Source organism: Sulfuricurvum sp. MLSB, assembly GCF_000747095.1.
Classification (GTDB): domain Bacteria; phylum Campylobacterota; class Campylobacteria; order Campylobacterales; family Sulfurimonadaceae; genus Sulfuricurvum.
Window position 1 is genome coordinate 11,478 of record NZ_JQGL01000006.1, and the last position, 19,641, is coordinate 31,118.

The 19,641-nt window shown below is 43.1% G+C and carries 24 protein-coding genes; 5 read left to right on the plus strand and 19 right to left on the minus strand.

Annotated elements, in window-relative coordinates; all coding sequences use genetic code 11:
- Positions 1-63: 63 nt before the first annotated feature.
- From JU82_RS00305 to JU82_RS00335, 7 genes are all read right to left on the minus strand, one after another.
- On the minus strand, positions 64-3,219 hold the full coding sequence (locus tag JU82_RS00305; RefSeq protein ID WP_294891861.1) for a type I restriction endonuclease subunit R: 3,156 nt from the start codon (positions 3,217-3,219) through the stop codon (positions 64-66).
- Positions 3,212-4,549, minus strand: coding sequence for an ATP-binding protein (locus JU82_RS00310; RefSeq protein WP_037945476.1), 1,338 nt, complete (start codon positions 4,547-4,549; stop codon positions 3,212-3,214). Before JU82_RS00310 ends, JU82_RS00305 begins: the two co-directional genes overlap by 8 nt.
- On the minus strand, positions 4,546-5,718 hold the full coding sequence (locus tag JU82_RS00315; RefSeq protein WP_037945477.1) for a hypothetical protein: 1,173 nt from the start codon (positions 5,716-5,718) through the stop codon (positions 4,546-4,548). The genes JU82_RS00310 and JU82_RS00315 overlap by 4 nt, the downstream gene beginning before the upstream one ends.
- 2 nt (positions 5,719-5,720) lie before the next feature.
- Positions 5,721-6,701 carry a nucleoid-associated protein gene (locus JU82_RS00320; protein ID WP_037945478.1) on the minus strand — a complete coding sequence of 327 codons (981 nt, stop codon included), beginning with the start codon at positions 6,699-6,701 and terminating at the stop codon, positions 5,721-5,723.
- A gap of 1 nt (position 6,702) precedes the next feature.
- Positions 6,703-7,866, minus strand: a complete 1,164-nt coding sequence (locus tag JU82_RS00325) for a restriction endonuclease subunit S (RefSeq protein WP_037945479.1) — start codon at positions 7,864-7,866, stop codon at positions 6,703-6,705.
- A complete protein-coding gene (locus tag JU82_RS00330; RefSeq protein WP_037945482.1) occupies positions 7,850-9,421 on the minus strand; it encodes a class I SAM-dependent DNA methyltransferase in 1,572 nt (523 codons plus the stop codon). The genes JU82_RS00325 and JU82_RS00330 overlap by 17 nt, the downstream gene beginning before the upstream one ends.
- A 134-nt stretch (positions 9,422-9,555) precedes the next feature.
- Positions 9,556-10,236, minus strand: a complete 681-nt coding sequence (locus JU82_RS00335; protein WP_037945483.1) for a helix-turn-helix transcriptional regulator — start codon at positions 10,234-10,236, stop codon at positions 9,556-9,558.
- 178 nt (positions 10,237-10,414) lie between these two features.
- On the opposite strand from JU82_RS00335, the gene JU82_RS00340 reads away from it, so the two are divergent.
- The 4 genes from JU82_RS00340 (at position 10,415) to JU82_RS00355 (ending at position 13,051) form a co-directional block, all read left to right on the plus strand.
- On the plus strand, positions 10,415-10,681 hold the full coding sequence (locus JU82_RS00340; RefSeq protein WP_037945485.1) for a hypothetical protein: 267 nt from the start codon (positions 10,415-10,417) through the stop codon (positions 10,679-10,681).
- Positions 10,678-11,205 (plus strand): hypothetical protein, encoded by a 528-nt coding sequence (locus tag JU82_RS00345; protein WP_037945486.1) that lies wholly within the window; start codon positions 10,678-10,680, stop codon positions 11,203-11,205. The genes JU82_RS00340 and JU82_RS00345 overlap by 4 nt, the downstream gene beginning before the upstream one ends.
- A complete protein-coding gene (locus JU82_RS00350; protein ID WP_037945488.1) occupies positions 11,202-11,756 on the plus strand; it encodes a hypothetical protein in 555 nt (184 codons plus the stop codon). The genes JU82_RS00345 and JU82_RS00350 overlap by 4 nt, the downstream gene beginning before the upstream one ends.
- A 371-nt stretch (positions 11,757-12,127) precedes the next feature.
- Positions 12,128-13,051, plus strand: a complete 924-nt coding sequence (locus JU82_RS00355; RefSeq protein ID WP_037945489.1) for a hypothetical protein — start codon at positions 12,128-12,130, stop codon at positions 13,049-13,051.
- 6 nt (positions 13,052-13,057) lie between these two features.
- Here the strand turns inward: JU82_RS00355 and JU82_RS00360 are convergent, their stop codons facing one another.
- The 3 genes from JU82_RS00360 to JU82_RS00370 are packed head-to-tail and all read right to left on the minus strand — an operon-like array spanning position 13,058 to position 15,227.
- A complete protein-coding gene (locus JU82_RS00360) occupies positions 13,058-13,651 on the minus strand; it encodes a hypothetical protein (protein ID WP_037945491.1) in 594 nt (197 codons plus the stop codon).
- Positions 13,648-14,679 (minus strand): hypothetical protein, encoded by a 1,032-nt coding sequence (locus JU82_RS00365; protein ID WP_037945493.1) that lies wholly within the window; start codon positions 14,677-14,679, stop codon positions 13,648-13,650. Before JU82_RS00365 ends, JU82_RS00360 begins: the two co-directional genes overlap by 4 nt.
- Positions 14,680-14,690: 11 nt before the next feature.
- Positions 14,691-15,227 carry a hypothetical protein gene (locus JU82_RS00370; RefSeq protein ID WP_037945494.1) on the minus strand — a complete coding sequence of 179 codons (537 nt, stop codon included), beginning with the start codon at positions 15,225-15,227 and terminating at the stop codon, positions 14,691-14,693.
- Between the two features lie 128 nt (positions 15,228-15,355).
- On the opposite strand from JU82_RS00370, the gene JU82_RS00375 reads away from it, so the two are divergent.
- Complete coding sequence (locus JU82_RS00375; protein WP_037945567.1) at positions 15,356-15,616, plus strand: helix-turn-helix transcriptional regulator; 261 nt, start codon at positions 15,356-15,358, stop codon at positions 15,614-15,616.
- Positions 15,617-15,643: 27 nt separating this feature from the next.
- Here JU82_RS00375 and JU82_RS00380 read toward each other — a convergent pair whose 3' ends face one another.
- From JU82_RS00380 to JU82_RS00415, 9 genes are read right to left on the minus strand one after another with little or no spacing between them, the layout of a single operon-like run.
- Positions 15,644-15,931 carry a hypothetical protein gene (locus tag JU82_RS00380; protein WP_037945495.1) on the minus strand — a complete coding sequence of 96 codons (288 nt, stop codon included), beginning with the start codon at positions 15,929-15,931 and terminating at the stop codon, positions 15,644-15,646.
- On the minus strand, positions 15,918-16,451 hold the full coding sequence (locus JU82_RS00385) for a hypothetical protein (protein WP_037945496.1): 534 nt from the start codon (positions 16,449-16,451) through the stop codon (positions 15,918-15,920). The genes JU82_RS00380 and JU82_RS00385 overlap by 14 nt, the downstream gene beginning before the upstream one ends.
- Before the next feature lies 1 nt (position 16,452).
- Positions 16,453-16,830, minus strand: a complete 378-nt coding sequence (locus tag JU82_RS00390) for a hypothetical protein (protein WP_294891872.1) — start codon at positions 16,828-16,830, stop codon at positions 16,453-16,455.
- A 45-nt stretch (positions 16,831-16,875) separates the two neighbouring features.
- Complete coding sequence (locus JU82_RS00395) at positions 16,876-17,136, minus strand: WGR domain-containing protein (protein ID WP_294891874.1); 261 nt, start codon at positions 17,134-17,136, stop codon at positions 16,876-16,878.
- Positions 17,093-17,245, minus strand: coding sequence for a hypothetical protein (locus tag JU82_RS11505; RefSeq protein WP_294891875.1), 153 nt, complete (start codon positions 17,243-17,245; stop codon positions 17,093-17,095). The genes JU82_RS00395 and JU82_RS11505 overlap by 44 nt, the downstream gene beginning before the upstream one ends.
- Before the next feature lie 11 nt (positions 17,246-17,256).
- The gene (locus tag JU82_RS00400) at positions 17,257-17,958 is read right to left on the minus strand and encodes a hypothetical protein (protein ID WP_037945500.1); all 702 of its coding nucleotides are present in this window, start codon (positions 17,956-17,958) and stop codon (positions 17,257-17,259) included.
- Complete coding sequence (locus tag JU82_RS00405) at positions 17,934-18,287, minus strand: hypothetical protein (protein ID WP_037945501.1); 354 nt, start codon at positions 18,285-18,287, stop codon at positions 17,934-17,936. Before JU82_RS00405 ends, JU82_RS00400 begins: the two co-directional genes overlap by 25 nt.
- A complete protein-coding gene (locus JU82_RS00410) occupies positions 18,274-18,795 on the minus strand; it encodes a hypothetical protein (protein WP_037945503.1) in 522 nt (173 codons plus the stop codon). The genes JU82_RS00405 and JU82_RS00410 overlap by 14 nt, the downstream gene beginning before the upstream one ends.
- 1 nt (position 18,796) lies before the next feature.
- Entirely contained in the window at positions 18,797-19,204 is a 408-nt protein-coding gene (locus JU82_RS00415; protein WP_037945504.1) for a hypothetical protein, read from the minus strand.
- Positions 19,205-19,641 lie beyond the last annotated feature (437 nt).

Genomic DNA, 19,641 nt, shown 5'->3' on the forward strand with positions numbered 1-19,641 from the left:
CTAACTGCGTCATCTCCTCCCTTCTCACTCTGGAATTTGACTTGCTATCATTCTCTTAGACTTTCATAACCCTGCTTGGCGATATTTTTTAAAATTCTCAGCTTGCTCAAAAATCTCTTTATACACTTCATCTCTATCAATTGGCGGATAATCGTTTTCTGCCAGCAGGATAATCAGATCGGCTTTGAGCTCAGCTTTGATATCATCACGTTGACTCCAGTCGGTATATTTGGCTTTGTCATCCACGACGAGTTTGACCTCTTTGGCCAGATGGAGCAGTTTTTCTTCGGGATAGTAAAAATCATAGCGGTGTGCCATCGCCTTTAGGATGTCATAAAACGCTTTTTCTTCGAAATCGATGCCCATGTCGGCAAACGACTCTTTTTCTTTTTTCAGGGCATGATACAAGTCGATAATTTGATCGGTAAAGTCTTCGAGGACTTCACTGCGCAATACATCTGCTTCTTTACGTTCATTGTACATGTCAACCAGCGCTTTGAACTTTTGGGAAAAGTCGATCCCTTTGGTTTTGTTCACTTTTTTGAAATCGTTGATCGCTTTGGTCAAAAGCTGCTGCAACAGTTTGATTTTGGTATTGGGGAGCTTGATTTTCTCGATCTTTGCCAGATACTCATCATCGAAAATATCGATTTGCGATTGCTGTGCGTCACCGAGTTTAAAAATCTCCTCGACCCCGTCGCTTTCCAAAGCGTCTTTGATCATATCCCGGACTTTGGCGTTCATCTGCGCGACGTCGGGAGCATTGCCCTTGGTCAGTTTGAATACGATCGAACGAACCGCCAGATAAAAGTGGATCGTATCGCGTTCACTTTGGCTAAAGACTTCACTTCCGCTGCAAATATCGTAGGCTGCTTTGAGGCGCTTGACCAGATACATAAACCGCTTTTCGATCTCCTGAGTGATCTGCACGTATTCCGCTGCCATATTCAGCGTTTGGAGCTGCTGCAACGGTGATCCTCGGAAATACAAAGCCGCATCAAAATGGTGAAAAATTTTTCCGATCAAATCGAGATGATCTTTGACCACCACGATCGACTGCTCGATCTCTTCGAAATTGGTACTTTCTCCTTTCGAATAGTGGGCAAGTGCCAGGTTCATCTGCCTTTTGATCCCGATATAATCGACGACAAGCCCTTTTTCTTTCCCCTCGAATTTGCGGTTGACGCGCGAAATCGTCTGAATGAGGTTATGCCGCTGGATCGGTTTGTCAATGTAGATCGTATCGAGAAAAGGGACATCGAATCCCGTCAGCCACATATCGACGACGATCGCGATTTTAAAATTGGATTTGGCGTTTTTAAACTGCCGGTCCAGCTCTTTGCGATCCTCTTTGGTCCCCAGCATACGATACAGCTCTTCGGAATCGTCCTTGTTCCGCGTCATGATCATTTTGATCCGCTCCATCGGTTTGATCTCCTGGCGCTCTTTTTCGCTCAGTTCGGCACCTTCGTCGCATACTCGGATTTCTGCCCACTCCGGACGCAGTGCAATGACCTCTTTGTAGAACTGATAGGCGATCGGACGGCTGCTGCATACGAACATCGCTTTGCCTTTGACCGTCGAGCCTTCTGAAACGCGCTTTTCGTAATGGGCTACAAAATCTCCCGCCAGCGCTTTGATCCGATCCGGATCGCCCAGGATAACATTCATTTTGGCGTTGGCTTTTTTGCTCTTTTCGATCTGATATTCGCTGGTTCCCTCTTCGGCGCATTCGTTGTAATAGTTTTCGATCTCTTTGAGCTTGCCGTTGTCGAGAAGCACTTTTGCCGCACGCCCTTCATAGACGATACGGACGGTAATCTCATCCTTGACCGATTCGCTCATCGTATACGAATCGACGACCTCCCCGAATACGTCGAGAGTGGCATCGACCGGCGTCCCTGTAAATCCGACGTACGTTGCATTCGGAAGCGAATCGTGCAGATATTTGGCAAATCCGTAGCTTCGTTTGACCCCTTTTTCGGTGACGCTTACTTTCTGATCCAGATTGGTCTGTGACCTGTGGGCTTCATCCGAAATACAGATGATGTTGTTGCGTTCGCTCAGCAGCTCGGTGTCTTCGGTAAATTTGTGGATCGTCGTCAAAAAGACTCCGCCGCTGGAACGTCCTTTGAGGAGTTCACGCAGCTGCGCCCGGCTCTCCACGCTGATGATCGCATCGTCGCCGACGTAGCCTTTGGCATTGGTAAACTGATCGGAGAGCTGATCGTCCAGATCGGTTCGATCGGTGATGAGGACGATGGTCGGACTCGCGAAATCGACGCTTTTCATCAGCAAACGGCTCAGATAGAGCATCGTATAGCTTTTACCGCACCCCGTCGCACCGAAATACGTCCCCCCTTTCCCGTCTCCTTCGGGTTTGCGGTGTTTCATGATATTGGCATAGAGTTTTGTGGCCGCGTAGTACTGCGGATAGCGGCATACGACCTTTTCCTCTTTTTTGGAGGTGTCGGGGAAATAGATGAAATGGCGGATGATATCGCACAATCGATCCCGCCCAAAGAGCCCTTTGATCATCGTATAGAGCGAATCGATCCCATCGCGTTCGATCGACTCATCACCCGTGATCTTGCGCCACGCATAGAAAAATTCATACGGAGCGAAAAACGACCCCGCTTTGCTGTTTACCCCGTCGCTGATGACGCACAGCGCATTGTATTTGAACAGTTCTGGGATATCCCGCCGATACCGTACGGTGAGCTGGATAAACGCATCGTGAATCGTTGCCTCTTCACGAATCGCGCTTTTGAATTCGAATACCACGAGCGGCAATCCGTTGATATAGAGAATGCCATCGGGGATACGCAGTTCATACCCCTGAATCTCCAGCTGATTGACGATTTTGAAATGGTTTCGATCGACATCCGTATAATCGATCAGCTGAACATAGAGATCTTTTTGGGAGCGATCTTCGCGTTTGAGGAGAAATCCGTCAGAGACTATCTTCATAATCGCTTTATTGCTCTCATACAGATCCGAGTGGGGGAGGAGTTCCAGCTTGCGGATCAGCCCATCGATTTCATTGGGTGTGATCCCATCGGATGCGTATCGTGTGGATAAAAAGGATCGCAGATCCTCTTCGATCAAAACGCCCTGCGGATCTCTGATGATCGTTTCACCCGATACGTGCGTAATCTGCTCTTCGCCCAGCAGCTCGATGATCGCCTGTTCCAGCCGCCCTTCGGTAAACCTACTCACCTGTCACCTCCCAATGCCCGCCTTTGGCCGATCCGATCCGTCTGATAATCCCCTCGGATTTGAGTTTTTGGATCTGCCATTCGATCCCTTTGGTGCTGATGCCCGCGGCCTCAGCCAACTCTTCCATCGTAACGGAAGGGGTTTTTCTCATAGTTTCGAGAATGTTCTCCCTAGTTTTTCCCCTAGTTTTTCCCCTAGTTTCTACCGCTTCATCGGCTGCCGGTATAAACCCAAAAGAAATCCACAGACCGTTATCGTATCGAAGGGTCGGCTCGACACGGTTGTAGGCTACCGATTCGCTGATGATTTTATCGATACCGCGCCCCCAGGATTCGATAAGCCCTGCGAGGAAAAAGATATGGGCGATATCGGGGTTAAACGGCTTGGACGGGTGCTTTTGTTTCAGCGTCTCCACGCTCCACCCCTGCGGGAGATCCCCGGCATTCCAAATCATCAGCTTGTCATCGTACACGCTGATCTGGATCGGGGTACCGCTGCCGTAATCCTTGTGCGCCACGGCATTGATGAGCGCTTCACGCAAAGCGAGTTTTGAGACCGGGAACGTCTCGATCCTCTGTATCCCCTCGTAGGTGATATCGGCTTTGAGGTATTTGGTATAGAGCAGATCGATCGTCTTTTCGATCTGATCGAACAGATTGCCGTGGATCTCATCGTGAAAGCGCAAATCGCTGTCTGTTTTAAAATACCCGATCTTGATGTAGGCACCGGTGATGTATCTTTCGGCATCTTTGGCAAACAGCAGTACCGAGGCACGCTTGAGATACTCCCCGTCGATGAGATGAAGTTTGTCGATCAGTTCCTCGTCCGTTTCGTTCAGGATATCGACATCCAGACGCTCTTTCTTGGCGGCACGCTGGCGAAACGTCTCGATCGCCGAGGGGTCCAAATCGGTGCGCTTGATATACGGTATCGGTACACCGTCCCACCGTTTCCCCTGTTTTTCGAGTAAAAACCGATCCAGCGCTGCGCCTTTGAGCTCTTGTTTGGTGCTACCGGTACGGTAATGGTATTGCCCCTTATAGCTGACGGGATACGGATAGGGTTCGGTAGCGATGGAGAGGTATTGTCGCCCCTGCGCTTCATCCATCTGGACATCGACGATGATGCCGAGCAGATCGCGGACTTTGTTGGGGATGTCTTCGAGCAGTTTTTTGGCATTGTCGATCCCGACGATCTCACCCACATCATCGACACCGATGTAGATCGTACCCCCCTTGGCATTGGCAAATCCGCAGATCCACTGGATATACTCGTCGCGCCAGGATTGTTTAAATTCGGTGTCGTGGTTTTCGTGTGCGGTGAGTTTCATAAATTGATCCCAGAACAAAAAGCTCTTATCGGATGTATCAAAACTTCAAAAAAATGAGGAGAAGCCAAATCAATCAAATATATAGCCATTAGAATAAAACCGACCGTAAAAACAATAACGACCGATTGATATATACTCGTAAGTTTTAAAATGCTTCGAACTCTTCCGTTTACTCCATCTTGTTCTTTAACCAATACCTCTTTATCAATTCCAGATTTTTCCGAAATCAACTGAAATACATGATCAAATCTCACTTTTAAATCAGAAATACCTTTTTTCATTGTGCTAATGGTGAAGAAACTAAAAAGGCTCCAAACAAAAATTATGCCAGAAGCAATCAATAGAGGATACGGTTCTTTTTCAAATCTAAATAATAGATAAATATATACTCCAAACTGTATTGGAAGTGAGTTCACTTTAGATAAAAATTCGGAGAGTGAATCCTGTAACGTTTTAAAATATTTGTCCTTTTCCTCATCTAACTTTGATTGGAATTCTTCAAATGAAAATTTGTTTTTATAAAGTTCAAATTCTCTATTGGCTTTTTCTACAATTTTTGCCAAATTTTCCAAAGCAGTAATGAAGCGGTAGTTAATATCTTTGCAATCCTGAACTTTTTCAATCATATTGTCTCGAAAAAAACTCAAATATTCATTTTCCTGACATTTTATAGACAGCTTGTGATAGAGTTCTTTTAACTCATGATTCCTTTCATAGAAATCCAAAGATTTGTCTTTGTAACCAACCTCTATCTTGCCTCTCTTCTCTGATAAAAAAATAAATTTTTCATGCAATATATCGTGGTATGAAGCAATCTCTTTTTCAATAAGAAGTTTTTGTATTTTGGATGCAAAAATCAAGTTTTCAAAAAATAGATTTTCATCGGCATGACCATCTTGAAAATAGATTTGATCTTGAAGGATGATAATAGGCTTATCGGACGTTTGATCTGCATAATGCAATAAACAATCTTTTTTTGTTTTGTAGATATGTAATGGCTGAATAGATAAGTCGATATAAATGCCTTCAGCATGCTTCTCATACGTTATCGAATATTCAGCAAGAATTTCAGTTGAATTTTCGAGTTCTTTTGAAACGATTTCCAGGTCATTGTCTGAAATGTCATTACATTGTACGAGAAGATTAAATAGCTTTGAAACGTCATTCATTTTTAATCGGTTCTTCCGTGATTATTCAATGCATTTTGAATTTGCTGGACTAAGCCTGGAGAATTGATGACTACGGAGCCATCAACTATTCGAATTGCATTGGGGTTAAAACTACTTCTGGGAGCAGTAAGTTCAATGTTATCAGCTTTTACAGAGACCTTATAAAACTTTTGCAAGTTGCTACCAGTGAGTTTAAACTCTCCATCGATGTCAATATTATTTTCTGAGCAGAAGTTTGAAATCTTATTTTCATCTGCATACAAGTATTGACTGAGTTCTCGCAGATTAATCACTCGGTCTCTATGACTTTTGGTGTAGTCAAAAATCTTTTTCTTGAGTTCTTCTCTCGTTACACCTGCTGGCAAATCGATTTGATTAGCAACATCATATAAAGCTTCAGCATCTTTATTTTCCTGCTTCGTATCATCAAGTCCTATCCAGCCTTCAAAGTAATGCGATATATCAGTATTACCACGGACAAGGGAAACGTACCTGTCTTCTGACGTACCATTCAAAATTGAAAGATTGATTTTTGCACCCATTGCAAAATGTTCAACATCGAGATATTGCGTAGAATTCAGATCCCAGCTACCAGCATTGGGCGTCAATTTGGATCCATCCGTATTTCTTACAAGGAAAAGTGCTAAGAAATCATGATTTGAAGCATACTCTGCAAAAACAAGATAACCGCCTTTTGCTGCCGAAATACCATCTATACGGTCTTTCAGATTTTCAGTCAAATTGCGAGAAAGAGATAAAATTTCAAAACTTTCGAATGACTCTACACGATCTTGAAATCCTCCATCGGCGAACTTCGCTCGTTTAACAGTTTTTCTTGCAAAAGATTCTTCAAGAGAATTGACAATTCTTTTAACATTTTCATTCGTAACATCTAAGGTATCATTTGAAAGATATATACTCGCACTATTGGTACTGCCTGCTTCTTTGGTAATCTCGTGAATTACAATGGATTTTAATGTCATATCAATCCCTTTCTTTCGGTATTTCAACTTCAATCGTTGCCATTTTCGCAAGCAAAATTTGTCGCATGGTATTCAAAAGCTGAGTCTCTTTAGATTTGGCTTTTATGCGTTCAAAAATTGGCTGAACAAATTCATGAAATTTTTGCATTGTATTCAAATCGATTTTCATAATCGGATATTCATTTAAATAATCACTATGCACACGTTCTCTTCCTGAAGAACCTATCATACTGCTGATTGCATAAGTTCTGAACTGCTCATCTCTGGCAAAACAATAGATCCAAAACGGGCTAATGGCATTTTTAGCACGCATTACAATAAATTCAGTCGAGCCAAAAGCTATTTCACCATCTTCTAAACAATCGACAAATGCCGTTTTACCATTTTCAAGACACGGAGTTATTCGTGCCAGCAATGTATCACCATTTTGAAATTTAGAGCCGGCAGTATAAGGACGCTTGGCTACCTGTTTAATACTTAGACTGTCTTCCTGTACGTCAGCCATTTCTACATAACTACATAAAGTGTCTTTTTTGATTGAATGTGTCGGATTAAACTCGATATATTGTTCCAATGTCGTACTATTTTCTGTATCAATGACTTCGTCCATATTAAACCACTGCCGATAGAGCGCTTGTGCTGTCTCTTCAAGTTTTTGGTTCAACTGTTCGTTAAGGCGGATACACTCGGTGATCGTATGATACTCCCGCACGATCTCGCGCTGTTTTTCGATCGAGGGGATAGGAAGTTCAATATCACACATCTCTTCCCAGCCAAAAATCTCCCGCACGCTGCCGTGTGACATATAACGGGCATAACGATCGAATTCGGGACGGCGAAACCACATCATCAAATATTCGGGAAGTAATTCTTCAGAATCGATAATTTCAAAAACCGTATAAGCTTGAGAAACCAAAGCTTCTTCATGTGTTTCCAACATTGCAATTCCAATTTTATCACCACGGCGTGAAGTATCTGGAACGTAGGTAAACTGATACTTTTTAACAACTTTATATTTCTTGAAATCAGTTCCAACCGTATTTGCTATAGATTCAATAAATTTTTTTTGCGTTGAAACACCTAAGAGATTTTCTTGCTTATCTTCAACATTGCGAGTATCTACTTGACGAATATATTTGCCAAGATCCTTATAGTTCGATCGCATAACCCAACTCTTTGAACACGTTTAACAACTCTTTTTTCGATTCCTCTTCGGCTCGGAGCAAGTCGGCAAATTCAAATTGCAACGTCTGCATCTTCTCATCAAAATCGATGTTTTCATCGCGGTTGACAAACGCGATGTATTTGCTGGGGACGAGAGAATAATCTTTGGCTTTGATCTCCTGGATCGTGGCGCTGTAGCAGTATTCGGGGATGTTTTCGTATCCCTCTTCGACACACTGCCACGTGTGATAGGTACGGGCGATATCGCGGATATGCGCTTCGCTGAACTGCACGAATTTTTTCTCGAACGGCTCACCGACCTGGCGCAAGTCCATAAAAAGCACTTCATCTTCACGGTCACGATAACGGCGAACGACATCGCCGTGCTCTACCGTATGGGCTTTTTTGTTTTTGTTTAGAATCCAAAGCGTAACACTGATATCCGTCGTGTAGAACATATCTCTTGGCAAAATAACAATCGCTTCGACCAAACGGTTCTCGATCAGCTTCGCCCGGATCGCCTTTTCGACTCCGTCACCCGAGAGGGCGCCGTTGGCGAGGATAAATCCGGCGACCCCGTTTTGGGAGAGCTTGGAGACCATGTGCAAAATCCACGCGTAGTTAGCGTTGGACGTCGGCGGAACCTCGTAACCGCTCCAGCGCGGATCGTCGGTGAGTTCATTATCCGCACGCCAGTCTTTTTGGTTGAACGGAGGGTTGGCCATGATGAAATCGGCTTTGAGATCGGTATGGAGGTCTTTACTAAACGTATTGGCGGCGTTGTCTCCGAGATTTCCGCTGATCCCCCGAATGGCGAGATTCATTTTCGCCAGTTTGAGGGTGGTGGAAGTCCCCTCTTGTCCGTAGACGGAGATGTCTTTTTTGTTTCCTTGGTGGTTGTCGACGAATTTCATCGACTGCACGAACATCCCCCCCGAACCGCAGCACGGATCGTAGATCTTGCCCCGGTAGGGCTCGATCATCTCGGCGATCAGATTGACGATGCTTTTGGGGGTATAGAACTCCCCTTTCCCTTTTCCCTCGGCGAGGGCGAAGTTGGAGAGAAAATACTCATACACCCGCCCGATGATGTCGTGGGATTTGTCATTGAGGGTGTCGATGTTATTGATCGTATCGATTAGGGTCGCGAGTTTACTGACATCCAGATCCAGACGGGAAAAATAGTTATCGGGGAGCGCCCCTTTGAGCGCTTTGTTGTTTTTTTCGACGGTGTAGAGAGCGGTATCGATCTTGACCGCGATATCGTCTTGTTTCGCGTTTTCGCTGATGTAGCTCCATCTCGCTTCCGGCGGGAGGAAAAAGACGTTTTTCATCGCGTAGAACTCGACGAATTCGAGATATTTTTCTTTTCCTTCGGCGATGAGTTCCCCACGGCGCTCTTCGAATTTGTCACTGGCGAATTTGAGGAAGATGAGACTGAGGACGACGTGCTTGTATTCGGACGGTTCGACCGTCCCGCGTAGCTTATTGGCAGAGTCCCAGAGGGTCTCCTCGATATTTTTTTGTTTTTTAGGGGCGGCGGCTTTTTTTGCCATAAAAATCCTTGAATTCACGGGGGAAAAGTTGCATTTAAAATAGATTCGATTATAGCGGATTGATACTTAGATCGTGTTAGAAGATATGATAAGAAGTGGTTTGATACTTTATCAAACCACCCTACGGAAACTTTTTAATCGGCAATTTTAACTGTGTCAGTTCCATTGTAATAATCGTTTAATTTAATATCCCAAGATAAAGCTTTTGATTTTAGCTGTTCTATCACAATATCCGGGTTATGCAGAAGATAGTAGCAATCCTTGTTATTTATATTTTCTAATAATGCATATAACTCTTTTTTTACGTCTTTTAAAAAGGCTGATGTATCGTAAAACTCCTCGATTTTATCTCGAAGAAAATTTTTAGAATCTTCCTTCGAACCAAAGTATTTGTAACTTTTCAAGATTTTTATAAGTACAAAATGAACTCTATTCCCAAATTTGTGAGATTTCCTTTTGAATAGAAAGAAACCTTTTTCTTGTTTGTAAAACTTTTCTAAAATTTTTTTGACAATCTCTTTTCTAACGAGATCTACTTCTCCCCCATATTCCTGGAAATCAAGTATCAGATCTGTTAACTTGATCTTATTTTCATTCTCTTCTATCTTCATATTTCCTTCTCCAAAAATAAGCCAATTAGGATCAATCTTAAATTTATGTTTCAAAATAGTCACTTCTTCAATCTGCAATCTACGTTTTCCGTGTTCGAGGTTATTATAGATTTGTTTTGAATAATTAAACTCTTGTGCCATTTCCACCTGTGTTTTACCAATTTTTTCTCGTGCTTCTTTTAATCTTTTGGCGATTTCTTGCATAAGTTTCTCCATATTTTTAGGTCAATATTTTATTGACTGTCATGAATCATATCGAAAACAAATCATACAAATCAATATTTTATTGACTTTAGACCGCAAGCGAAAATGCTCCTGTAAGCTTGTGAAATCGTACGAAATAAAACATAAGCAAAAAGGCCTTTTTGAAAAAGAGAAAATCGTGACCGAAAAAGAGGTTGTTGAAAAGATGTATGAAAAACATCAAAAATGGGTGTTGGATGCCAAAGAAGCGCCCAAAGAATGGGGACGAAGTTACTCATATTTGAGCAAACTATTTGGTGGGAAGGATTCGATTCCAGACTCAATTATTTTGGAAAAGCAAATAATCCCTCCGTGGATTATGTATGGGGAAAGGCGGATGTGGAAGATCACCGACATCGCTAATTGGATCGTAAATACAGAACTAAAAGGAGAGACAAAACAATGAATGAACGTTTAAATTCATTACAACAACTAATCAAACTCAGTCAAGACGATCAGAGAAGACATCTTAACTATTTAGCAAAATGCCCAATGGAAACGAGGTTGGCACTGTTTGAGAAGCAAAAAGAGATTTTTTATTCTTTGCTGCAAAAATACAAAGGGGTCATAACAACAAGTGATATCACCTATGCTGCACTTATTTTAGCTATCGGTGTAACACGTTCCTTGGAAAAAAAACTGACGAAAAAAAGTTTTGGTGAGTTGTCGCTGGATGAAATACGTGAGCTCTCAGCATCACGTGCAGTATCATTCAAAAATACACTGACCAAGAAATCCCCTACACATGAAAAACTGATGGGATATTGGGCAATCATCCGCACACTTCGACTGGATCACATGTACAGTTACGAGCGGATAGCCCTGTATCTAAAAAAGAAACATCGCTTTTCAGTTGCACAGTCAACCATTCAAAAAAAATGGAAAGAACTCGAAGTCTCAATAACAAATCAAAAGGAAAACACCAAATGAGTACGTATCAGCATGTAGAAACAGCCATCGTCCCACTAGATGCACAAGAGGATTTCAAACTTTACTTAATCTCGCAACCCAACAATCCAAAAAAACCAACTTTATTGGGAATGTTTTTAACCTATAAAGATCTTTATACTTCGCCAAGCATTCAAGTGTCTAATCATATCAGATCGGCATTTCGGCTGTTTGGGAACGAAAAGCTTCGAAAAATGGAGTCAAACAAATATTTCAGTATTGTAAAACGAACTATTGAAAATGATACGTTCACATCGCTGCATTGTACATTTATTCAGGGTGAGAACGTTTATATCGATTTATTGCGTGCCTATGAGATCACACAAGCGTGGGACCATGTGCTAAGTGAATATTACTTGCGGCATCTGTACAGCACCAAAGATAAGCTGTTGGTTGTTGCACACGGAGATGGAATCAGCAAAAGTTTTTCTTCTGAATGGAATGATTCTGACATACAGAAAAAATCTATTCCAAAAATTCCGGATACTGTAAATACATTTTTGAAAGAAATAGTGCACACGGAAAAAATTTGACGTTTTCATATCCGTTTGAAAACCATTTCTTTCGGCATTTTCATACGCCATTTCGCTAAACTCTCCTAATCCCCTCCATTGGGGATTGCAAGCTATATTTTTCTGCAAAATAGAAACCGAGCACTTTTAAAACCTACCGATACAAAACTCTCCGAGTAAAATCGAATGAATTTCCATGTTACAGTTCCCTCGTTTTTATATTATGAATCTAAAAATCGATGGAGCTCAGAATGACCCAAGGGTCATCCGTACCACCGTAACCAAAAGAGCCGTGATTACTCTTTACACGTAAATAATAAATGAAGATTGACTTAACAAACCTGCCGGACGGCGGCTAAATCCGTTCACTATTTCTGTAGCGAGAAGACCACATGCGAGGATCTGTTTATTACCAATCGGCGGAACTGATTAAAGTTATCTTTGTCGAAGGTGCCAAAAAAACAGAACGTGTCGATAAGACACATCCTCATTACCAATGCATAACTTCATATAAGACCGCCAAAGCGTACCGCGAAGTTTTCAATAATTTCTTTCACTATCTGCGTGAACATTGGAAAATCAAAGATCCATTGTTGATTACGGGTGAAATGGTCGCTTCTTATATGGAGTACAAGTCAGAATACCATGTTAGTAAGCAATATTTAGAGAAGATATCTTCAGCCATGGCCAAATTAGAAATTGCGCTAAAACGTCATACCTTGTCTAAATACGGTGAAGCAGGTGATTATGATTTTTCGGTTCGACAAAAAATTTTAGATAGTTCGCGAGACTTGAAACTGGTAGCAGATAATTATCACAACCGCACCTATAAACATCCCCACGTACTTATCGCATCACTAACACAACCAGAACATCGGATTGCAGCTACTATTCAGCATGAAGGCGGTGCACGAATCGAAGGGGTAACACTCATCAAATCGGATCAACTGCACGGCATACGATTCGATTCTATCACCGGTACAGATAAGGGAGTTATTTTTACCAAAGAAAAAGGAGGAAAGGAAGGTGACGTACTGGTTTCAACAACTACCTACAATCGTCTTTTGCACCATTTGCAAACCAATAAACATTTCAAAATAAATCGACAAAAATACAGTCATGATATTCGTACAACTTGCGAAAAAATAGGGATTAGTGCTGAGGGATCGCACGGGCTGAGATGGAATTTTGCGAAGCGTCGTATGATGGAATACGCCAAAGCAGGCTATACATATGAGCAGAGCCTGCAAGCAGTTTCGTGGGAAATGAAACATAATCGTGCGAGCATTACCACTCATTATTTGGGGGGATTTTAGAAATAGTTATTTCCCAAAATTTTTAATATCCTTGGCTGCAGAAGACGCCGCATCGTTTTTTTGAGACATAAACGCCACTTCTCTGGCTTTATCCGTAAAACTCAACGATACGAACTGAGCCCCTTGAAAATATCCAGAATCGATAATATCGAGTTTTTCGTCAATATTGGGATCATTGTCCAATAATTCTGAAAGTGTCTGTTTAAATTGCTGAATATCGTTTTGATTATGAGTATGGCGTGATGTCAAAACAATTTTATAGATTTGCCCATTTTTATCCAGATGAGTCTGTATCCCGTTGATAGTCCCGTTATTATTGATGGACTGATAGCTGTTTTTTATAGCTTCAGGGTGGGTATATATTTCACAATAGCCTGAATAGGCCAATGAACCGCAATCAAACCCTTTTTTCAATAGTGTTTGTTTATCCATCCCCATTATCAAATCCAGAACTTTATATTGAGTCGGTTCGATTTTGGATGATGTTTGTTGCATATCTTTCTTTACTGTAGAATTGATATTCTTATTTTCGTGATTGTCAGAACAACCGATCATAAGTGCTGCACCCAAGAAAAGTGCAATCGATTTTGTATTGATCATTGATTCGTTTCCTTTGTTTTATTATTTTTAGCACTGACCATCTGCTCAGTCATCTTAACAATATCCTTCTCCAGCAGCAATGGAGGGAGATTATCCTCAAACGTTTTATCCGCCATATTCCATCCGACAAACGAGCTGTACACTAATTTTTCAATTTCTTGATAAGAACCTATATCTATCGGCTGGCCTTCTTTATGCGTATTTTTGGTAATTACTAGTGGATAAAATTCCAATGTTTTTTTTTCTTTACCGCTAAACGTCACATGATAGCGGATCATATCTCGCTCTTGCTGTGCCTTTGTCATAAGCCAATTTGCCATATTCAACGCCAAGCCAACCCCAGCTACTGCCATCCCTGCATTTCCGCCACCATTTGGTGTTCCCAACTGCGCAGTCGATCCTGCACGCATCAGGTCATTACCTAAACTTGAGTTTGACCCATTGGAAGATGCTGTTTGATTCTTGACTTTTAATGCTGAATTTTTTTGAATATACTCTTTATATTCATTCTCAGCCATACAAACATCAATACCAATTTTTATTGTCAAGTCGGGATTTTCATTTTCTTTCACAAGTTGATAACCGCTTTCTTCAAACCCTTTTGCCAGATAGTTATGGTTATAGCATCCCCTGTAGGGATTGATAACATATCCAAGTGACTTATCACCAAAAAATAGATTGGTCGCAAGAATACTAAAGCGTCCTGAATAGGGAACATTTGTCGCTTCAATGGCGTTTCTGACTGCTATTGCGGCCACATCTCTTTCATAATGGGCTTGAGATGCATTATCTGTAGCTGTTTGCACATCAATAACTTCCCCAAAGATTTTTGCGCTGCCAAGCTTTGCGGATTTCAGTTCACCGGTCTGAGTCAGTTTCGAAAAAAGATCAAATGCTTTATGGAATAATTCCTGAGGTGTTTTCCCTTCTTCGTACACGATTGCTAATTTTTTCCTGGGCAACTCTTCTCCATGCAATCCTATGAGAAGTGCTGACAAAGATGAAATGAATAAGAGTTTCTTTGGCATAAAAGCTCTTTTTATTTGAATTCTGAATAGCTCGGGGCTTCTTTAGCCTCTATCATTAGCTGCTTTGATTTTAGGTATTCTATCACTTCGCTTGCATCCAATACGGCCACGGTGTCGGCAGGTTTCTCTTTATACATACGAATTGCACCCGATGAACCTTTATCGGTTACAAACATACCACAAGCATCATTTGAGAAGAGCCTTCCTGCAGCTGCTTGCAATAAAACATTTCCTGCAGCATTGTTTTGAGTGCATTTTTCTAAATATTGTTCCGGCGTAGTGATGGACATATCTTTAACGACTTTAGGAATGGACAATTCAAAGTAGCGATAACCAGAGCGAAGAGTTTCTTCTGCCGCAATTTGAAGATAGCGGGTATTAGTTGTATTAATAGAACGCGAACTTGCAAAGGTTGATGTAGGCGTTACAGACAAACCTCTTATATTTTCTTTTGTTCCTAATCCTTTGGCTATATAAGCCTCTTTAACCGAACATCCGCTTAGCAACAAAATTCCGATAACTCCAATAGCCGATATTATTGAATTCATGCGTATCCTTTTTTTAAATTAATCGCGAAAATTTTATCTTCGCTATTCTTTGCGCTCACTTAATAGTGATTGTTTATATTTGATCCATTTCATTAGAATCACCCATCTTTTAGTGAGTGAAATTTGATTTGTCCAAAGAAGAACATCCTGACATCAAAGCGTATTATGATGCATTGACCGAACATATCAAACTGCTCCGAAAAGAACGGGGAATCAGTCAGTTAAAATTGGCCAATATTCTGGGTCACAACTCCACTTCATTTATTGCCCGGATTGAACTGCGTCAGAACAAGGCCAATTACAATCTTGCCCATCTTGTTCTTTTGGCAAAAGAATGGAGCCTGGAGGTCAAAGACCTCCTTCCTGATTACCCAGTCCTCTTCAAATAAAACATTTATCTTACTTGGATTATCCGCTCATACTTTATTAAAGTGCTCTTTTTCCTCTATTCGTTTCAACGCCTTATCTACCCGTTTGTTCATGAGATGCCTCAGATACAGCAGCGCCAGGATCACTACCGTCTCTACGGCGATCACGACCCCTTTTTTTCCATTGATCAGATATCCCGCGTAACTCGAGGAAAAATAGGCAAGCGTATAGATAACAACGGGATACCATTTTTTGAGGGCTGATAGAAGATACAGCCCAACGAGATACATCAGCCCAAAAAGTCCCATCGGCAGATAGAGCTCAAACGTTTCCATGATCGTCTTCTCTCTTTTCTTCAGACCGCCGGTTGCGTTTTTCGGCATAGGATTGAAAGTCGAATGTTTTACATTCCGCGCCCGTTCCAATCCTCTCCTCGATGATCCTCGCACACTCGGCGTCATCGGCCAGCTCTTCCATCAGGTGTTCAATAGAGAGCTCGATCGAGCGTTTGACGCGATAGGCGGTTTCACTATTTTCCCCGAAAGCGAGGCTGAGTTCCCTCATCGCCGCATCGGGCAGGATAAGCCTCCATGCCTCCCGGCTATATGGCACCCCTTGTAGATTCCGATCTTCGGGAGGAATGAAAGGTTTTGATGGGGGGAAATCTTCTTGGGCAACATACTTGTAATGCTCGATCATCCGGGGATCATTGCCGGCTCTTTCCCAGCGTTCGAGTTCTTCTTGATCTTTGACATGTTTTTGCTGTACACGTACCTGATTTTCGTGATAGAACCAATAAATTACTATACCCGACGCTATGGTGAAAGCCATGATCGCAATAACATAGAGCTCCATATCAGTCTCCGTTGAGACAATAGACCGGACGGATCCCTGAAGCGGCCGCCAGGGCAACAAACAGCGCGATGAGTCCCAGCAGCGTCATCGGGATATAGAGGATGCTCTGTGCTAGGCTTCCTGCCAGTGCAACAAGCGGCCGGGTGTGTTTGAAATTGTTCCGAATCTGGACAATGAATATCCACAGACCGATGAAGAGAATAATCATCCCATTCAGCGGATCACCCTGCCAGTTGGACCTGGCCATATGGTATCCCGCATACATCGCCACATACGAGGCGGCGTACCATCCGAAGCTGTATGTTGTAAAGAAGTGGTATTTCGCTTCCTTGTAGGTGAAGCTATTGAACCACAGCATAAACCGATAGAGTGCGATCACTGCAGCAAACGCTGCGATTATTTTTAAAATAAACATGGTTTCTCCTTACGTTTCATTCTTTTGGGGGCGGTACCCCTTTTTAGTTTTTTGAAGCAGAAGGATCTGTAAGTATTCTTCTGCTTGTTCCTGATTCCCGTAATAGGTTTTTATGACCCCTTTGGGGGAGATTTTGGAGGAGGATCCAAAGGTTCGGATCACCACCCACTCCCCAAACAGAGAGGAGACAAGCTCGATGGTGTATCGGCGCTCTTTGCCTTTGACACTACGATAGAGTGTTCTCATCATCGTCGTATTCACTCTGATCATTCTCTTGATCTTTTCTCTCAAGATACAACCCGTACAGCCCAAACAGACCGATCCATATCATGCTGCCCAGCAGAATAACTGCGGGATTGAATACACTGTTAAATTCCATTCCTTCCTCCTCTATGCGCACACCAGGGCGCGGCATTCGTTTCTGGCATCCTCTATCCAGCTCTCATCGAACCGCACTTCTCTTAGAAAGTTATCCAGAGCAATCCGTTTAATCGCATGGACATTTCCGAAGCGCTCATGGAGTTTGTCTCTGAGCGTCTTTGAGCCCAGTTGTCTGAGCAGCGATAGGACCAGCTTGTTCGCGTTGTTCATCCCTTTGGGCAGCTCTTTGTAAAAAGGGGCCGCCTGGCTGATGGAGCAGAGAAACCCGTAGGTATCGCCCCGGGCAAGGGGCATGAACATCGCCACCAGCATTTGCTCGCTCAAGGAGCCAAGATGCGATTCCAGCAATGCAAGATGGGGCAGCTTCTCTTTTTTAGGCCGTGCCTGCGATGCCAGGCGGTCCACCGTTTTTAGGTATTCGCGCTTGAACCACATGAACTGGATCTTCTCGAACATCGGCGCATAAAATCCCTTTAATGCTTCGGTATCGATGTTGATGTTGTCATAGACAAAGACACTGTTGCGATGGTTATTCAAGAGCGCATGCTCGATCGCGCAGATCAGGGCCATCTCTTCAGCCTCGTTGACTCCCGTAGCGCAGAGGCTGAGGGAGTGGGTCTGGCCGCTGGAGAGGTTTTTGATGCCGATGCCGGCATGGCCGGTATCAGGATCAAACGACGCGTCGCTCAGATAGATGACGTTGGGCTGCATGGGTGTTCTCCTTTTGCGCACGCCTCAAGCAGGTGTACCTTCAATCCGAGCTCCTGAAGCTCCAGCTTCTTGAGTCGCTGTTTTTCCATCAGGATCATCGCGGTATCGAACTCCCTGACCCGGAGAAGCTCTTCGACAATCGATTCGATCCTCTCCTGGATCCTTTCGGGTAGCTCTGATGCCCCCCGTTTCATGAAACCGGTTTCAAAGATCGTGTTCCATCCCACCTTGATCATCAGGATCACCAGGATCATCGCCCCGCTCATGAGTGCGAACACCAGAAAGATTTCAAAAAAATGGTGCAGTTGAAGCCAATCAAGAACGCGCATCGTTCACCTCCTGGGGATTGGTCTTTTCAGTGCTTTTAATCACTCTTTTGCCCGACCAGTAGGATAGTCCCGTTCCCGCACGTATCCCAAGACGGGCCAACAGCGACATGGCCGTCGAGAAAAGGAAAAAGATCAGCGGTTCAAACGCCATAGACGAGGGAAACTCTTTGCCCCGGACGCTGCAGAGTCCCGCATCGTTCAAGACGGTATCGCCTTTGATGAACTGTCCCTCTACAAGAATCCACCCGTTGGCCGGATCGGCGATGGTTCGTGTTCCTCTCCACAACCCGCACTCGATGCTGTGGCCTTGTTTAAACTCCTCATAAACGAACCGCTTGTTGGCCTCATCCTCAAGATTGCTCTGAAGGATCAGGGTATTCATGAAAAGAATAAGGATCCCCAGTAACGCGACAGCTGTGTTGGCGAACATAGTCATCCCCATACCGATCATGACCGTTCCATAGAACACCCATGTGAACGGATCGCTGAAATTCAGTACCGTTTCCATCCTAACACTCCTTTATTATGGTCTGTTCGATCACTTCAAGACGCTCATGGATCCGATACTGCTCGTGCTTACACAGATAATGGCTGCGGATGTCACGCTTCATGATCCCACATACGGTGTACCAGGTAAAGCCCAAAAAGCTTTTTTTGACGATCAGCTCCTCAGGATGGCAGCACAAAAGCTTTTCATAATCCCACCCGCTCTCTTTATGCTCCGTATAAAGGGTCTGTTCCCCCTCGATCTCGTAGCGATTCTTCTCGGCATCGTAGTGCAATATGGCGTTGCGGAATATCTTGTCCTGTTCATGGCACTCCACAAAGTAAAATCTCTCCCCCCTGGGATTGATCAGTATCTCTTTACGCGCTTCATCGATCAGTAGATCGATCTCTTTATACATAACCTCGCTCATGTCTGTCTCCCATTTTTAAGCGATTGTTACACCATCAAAAAAACAACGCCAGGCCGGAAAATTTCCTGAAAGAACACTCCTTCAGACAATACGACATTCTCCCCGATCGGGCCATTTTTTCAATCTGGTGTAGACAATGAATGAAAGCGCCTGTTCCGGATGCAAGGCGCCTGTAATGTAAGAAAGCCGATTCGGCAGCTACCCCGAATCATGTTTCACCGAAAATATTTGAGAGTACTCCCGGTCGCGACTGAGGAAATTGTAGAATATTTTTTAAAGAAGCACAATAGCTCGAAATTATTCAAAAAAACACTGAATATAGGGGTATTGACAAACAAAATGTATTGGCTAAAATAAGTGATTTTTCCAATTTTTATCTATACGAAAAACAGTTGTTTTTCGTACATCGCTTCCAAATCTTTCAAATCAATCTGTCA

What these genes read in the sequence shown, in the direction of transcription:
- JU82_RS00365 (WP_037945493.1), bottom strand. Translation starts at nt 14,679, where the DNA reads ATGCCAAAGAAACTCTTATTCATTTCATCTTTGTCAGCACTTCTCATA.
- JU82_RS00320 (WP_037945478.1), bottom strand. Translation starts at nt 6,701, where the DNA reads ATGACATTAAAATCCATTGTAATTCACGAGATTACCAAAGAAGCAGGC.
- JU82_RS00345 (WP_037945486.1), top strand. Translation starts at nt 10,678, where the DNA reads ATGAATGAACGTTTAAATTCATTACAACAACTAATCAAACTCAGTCAA.
- JU82_RS00395 (WP_294891874.1), bottom strand. Translation starts at nt 17,136, where the DNA reads ATGATCAGAGTGAATACGACGATGATGAGAACACTCTATCGTAGTGTC.
- JU82_RS00360 (WP_037945491.1), bottom strand. Translation starts at nt 13,651, where the DNA reads ATGATCAATACAAAATCGATTGCACTTTTCTTGGGTGCAGCACTTATG.
- JU82_RS00350 (WP_037945488.1), top strand. Translation starts at nt 11,202, where the DNA reads ATGAGTACGTATCAGCATGTAGAAACAGCCATCGTCCCACTAGATGCA.
- JU82_RS00335 (WP_037945483.1), bottom strand. Translation starts at nt 10,236, where the DNA reads ATGCAAGAAATCGCCAAAAGATTAAAAGAAGCACGAGAAAAAATTGGT.
- JU82_RS00355 (WP_037945489.1), top strand. Translation starts at nt 12,128, where the DNA reads ATGCGAGGATCTGTTTATTACCAATCGGCGGAACTGATTAAAGTTATC.
- JU82_RS00370 (WP_037945494.1), bottom strand. Translation starts at nt 15,227, where the DNA reads ATGAATTCAATAATATCGGCTATTGGAGTTATCGGAATTTTGTTGCTA.
- JU82_RS00405 (WP_037945501.1), bottom strand. Translation starts at nt 18,287, where the DNA reads ATGCGCGTTCTTGATTGGCTTCAACTGCACCATTTTTTTGAAATCTTT.
- JU82_RS00400 (WP_037945500.1), bottom strand. Translation starts at nt 17,958, where the DNA reads ATGCAGCCCAACGTCATCTATCTGAGCGACGCGTCGTTTGATCCTGAT.
- JU82_RS11505 (WP_294891875.1), bottom strand. Translation starts at nt 17,245, where the DNA reads ATGGAATTTAACAGTGTATTCAATCCCGCAGTTATTCTGCTGGGCAGC.
- JU82_RS00310 (WP_037945476.1), bottom strand. Translation starts at nt 4,549, where the DNA reads ATGAAACTCACCGCACACGAAAACCACGACACCGAATTTAAACAATCC.
- JU82_RS00380 (WP_037945495.1), bottom strand. Translation starts at nt 15,931, where the DNA reads ATGGAAACGTTTGAGCTCTATCTGCCGATGGGACTTTTTGGGCTGATG.
- JU82_RS00315 (WP_037945477.1), bottom strand. Translation starts at nt 5,718, where the DNA reads ATGAATGACGTTTCAAAGCTATTTAATCTTCTCGTACAATGTAATGAC.
- JU82_RS00410 (WP_037945503.1), bottom strand. Translation starts at nt 18,795, where the DNA reads ATGGAAACGGTACTGAATTTCAGCGATCCGTTCACATGGGTGTTCTAT.
- JU82_RS00325 (WP_037945479.1), bottom strand. Translation starts at nt 7,866, where the DNA reads ATGCGATCGAACTATAAGGATCTTGGCAAATATATTCGTCAAGTAGAT.
- JU82_RS00385 (WP_037945496.1), bottom strand. Translation starts at nt 16,451, where the DNA reads ATGGAGCTCTATGTTATTGCGATCATGGCTTTCACCATAGCGTCGGGT.
- JU82_RS00415 (WP_037945504.1), bottom strand. Translation starts at nt 19,204, where the DNA reads ATGAGCGAGGTTATGTATAAAGAGATCGATCTACTGATCGATGAAGCG.
- JU82_RS00330 (WP_037945482.1), bottom strand. Translation starts at nt 9,421, where the DNA reads ATGGCAAAAAAAGCCGCCGCCCCTAAAAAACAAAAAAATATCGAGGAG.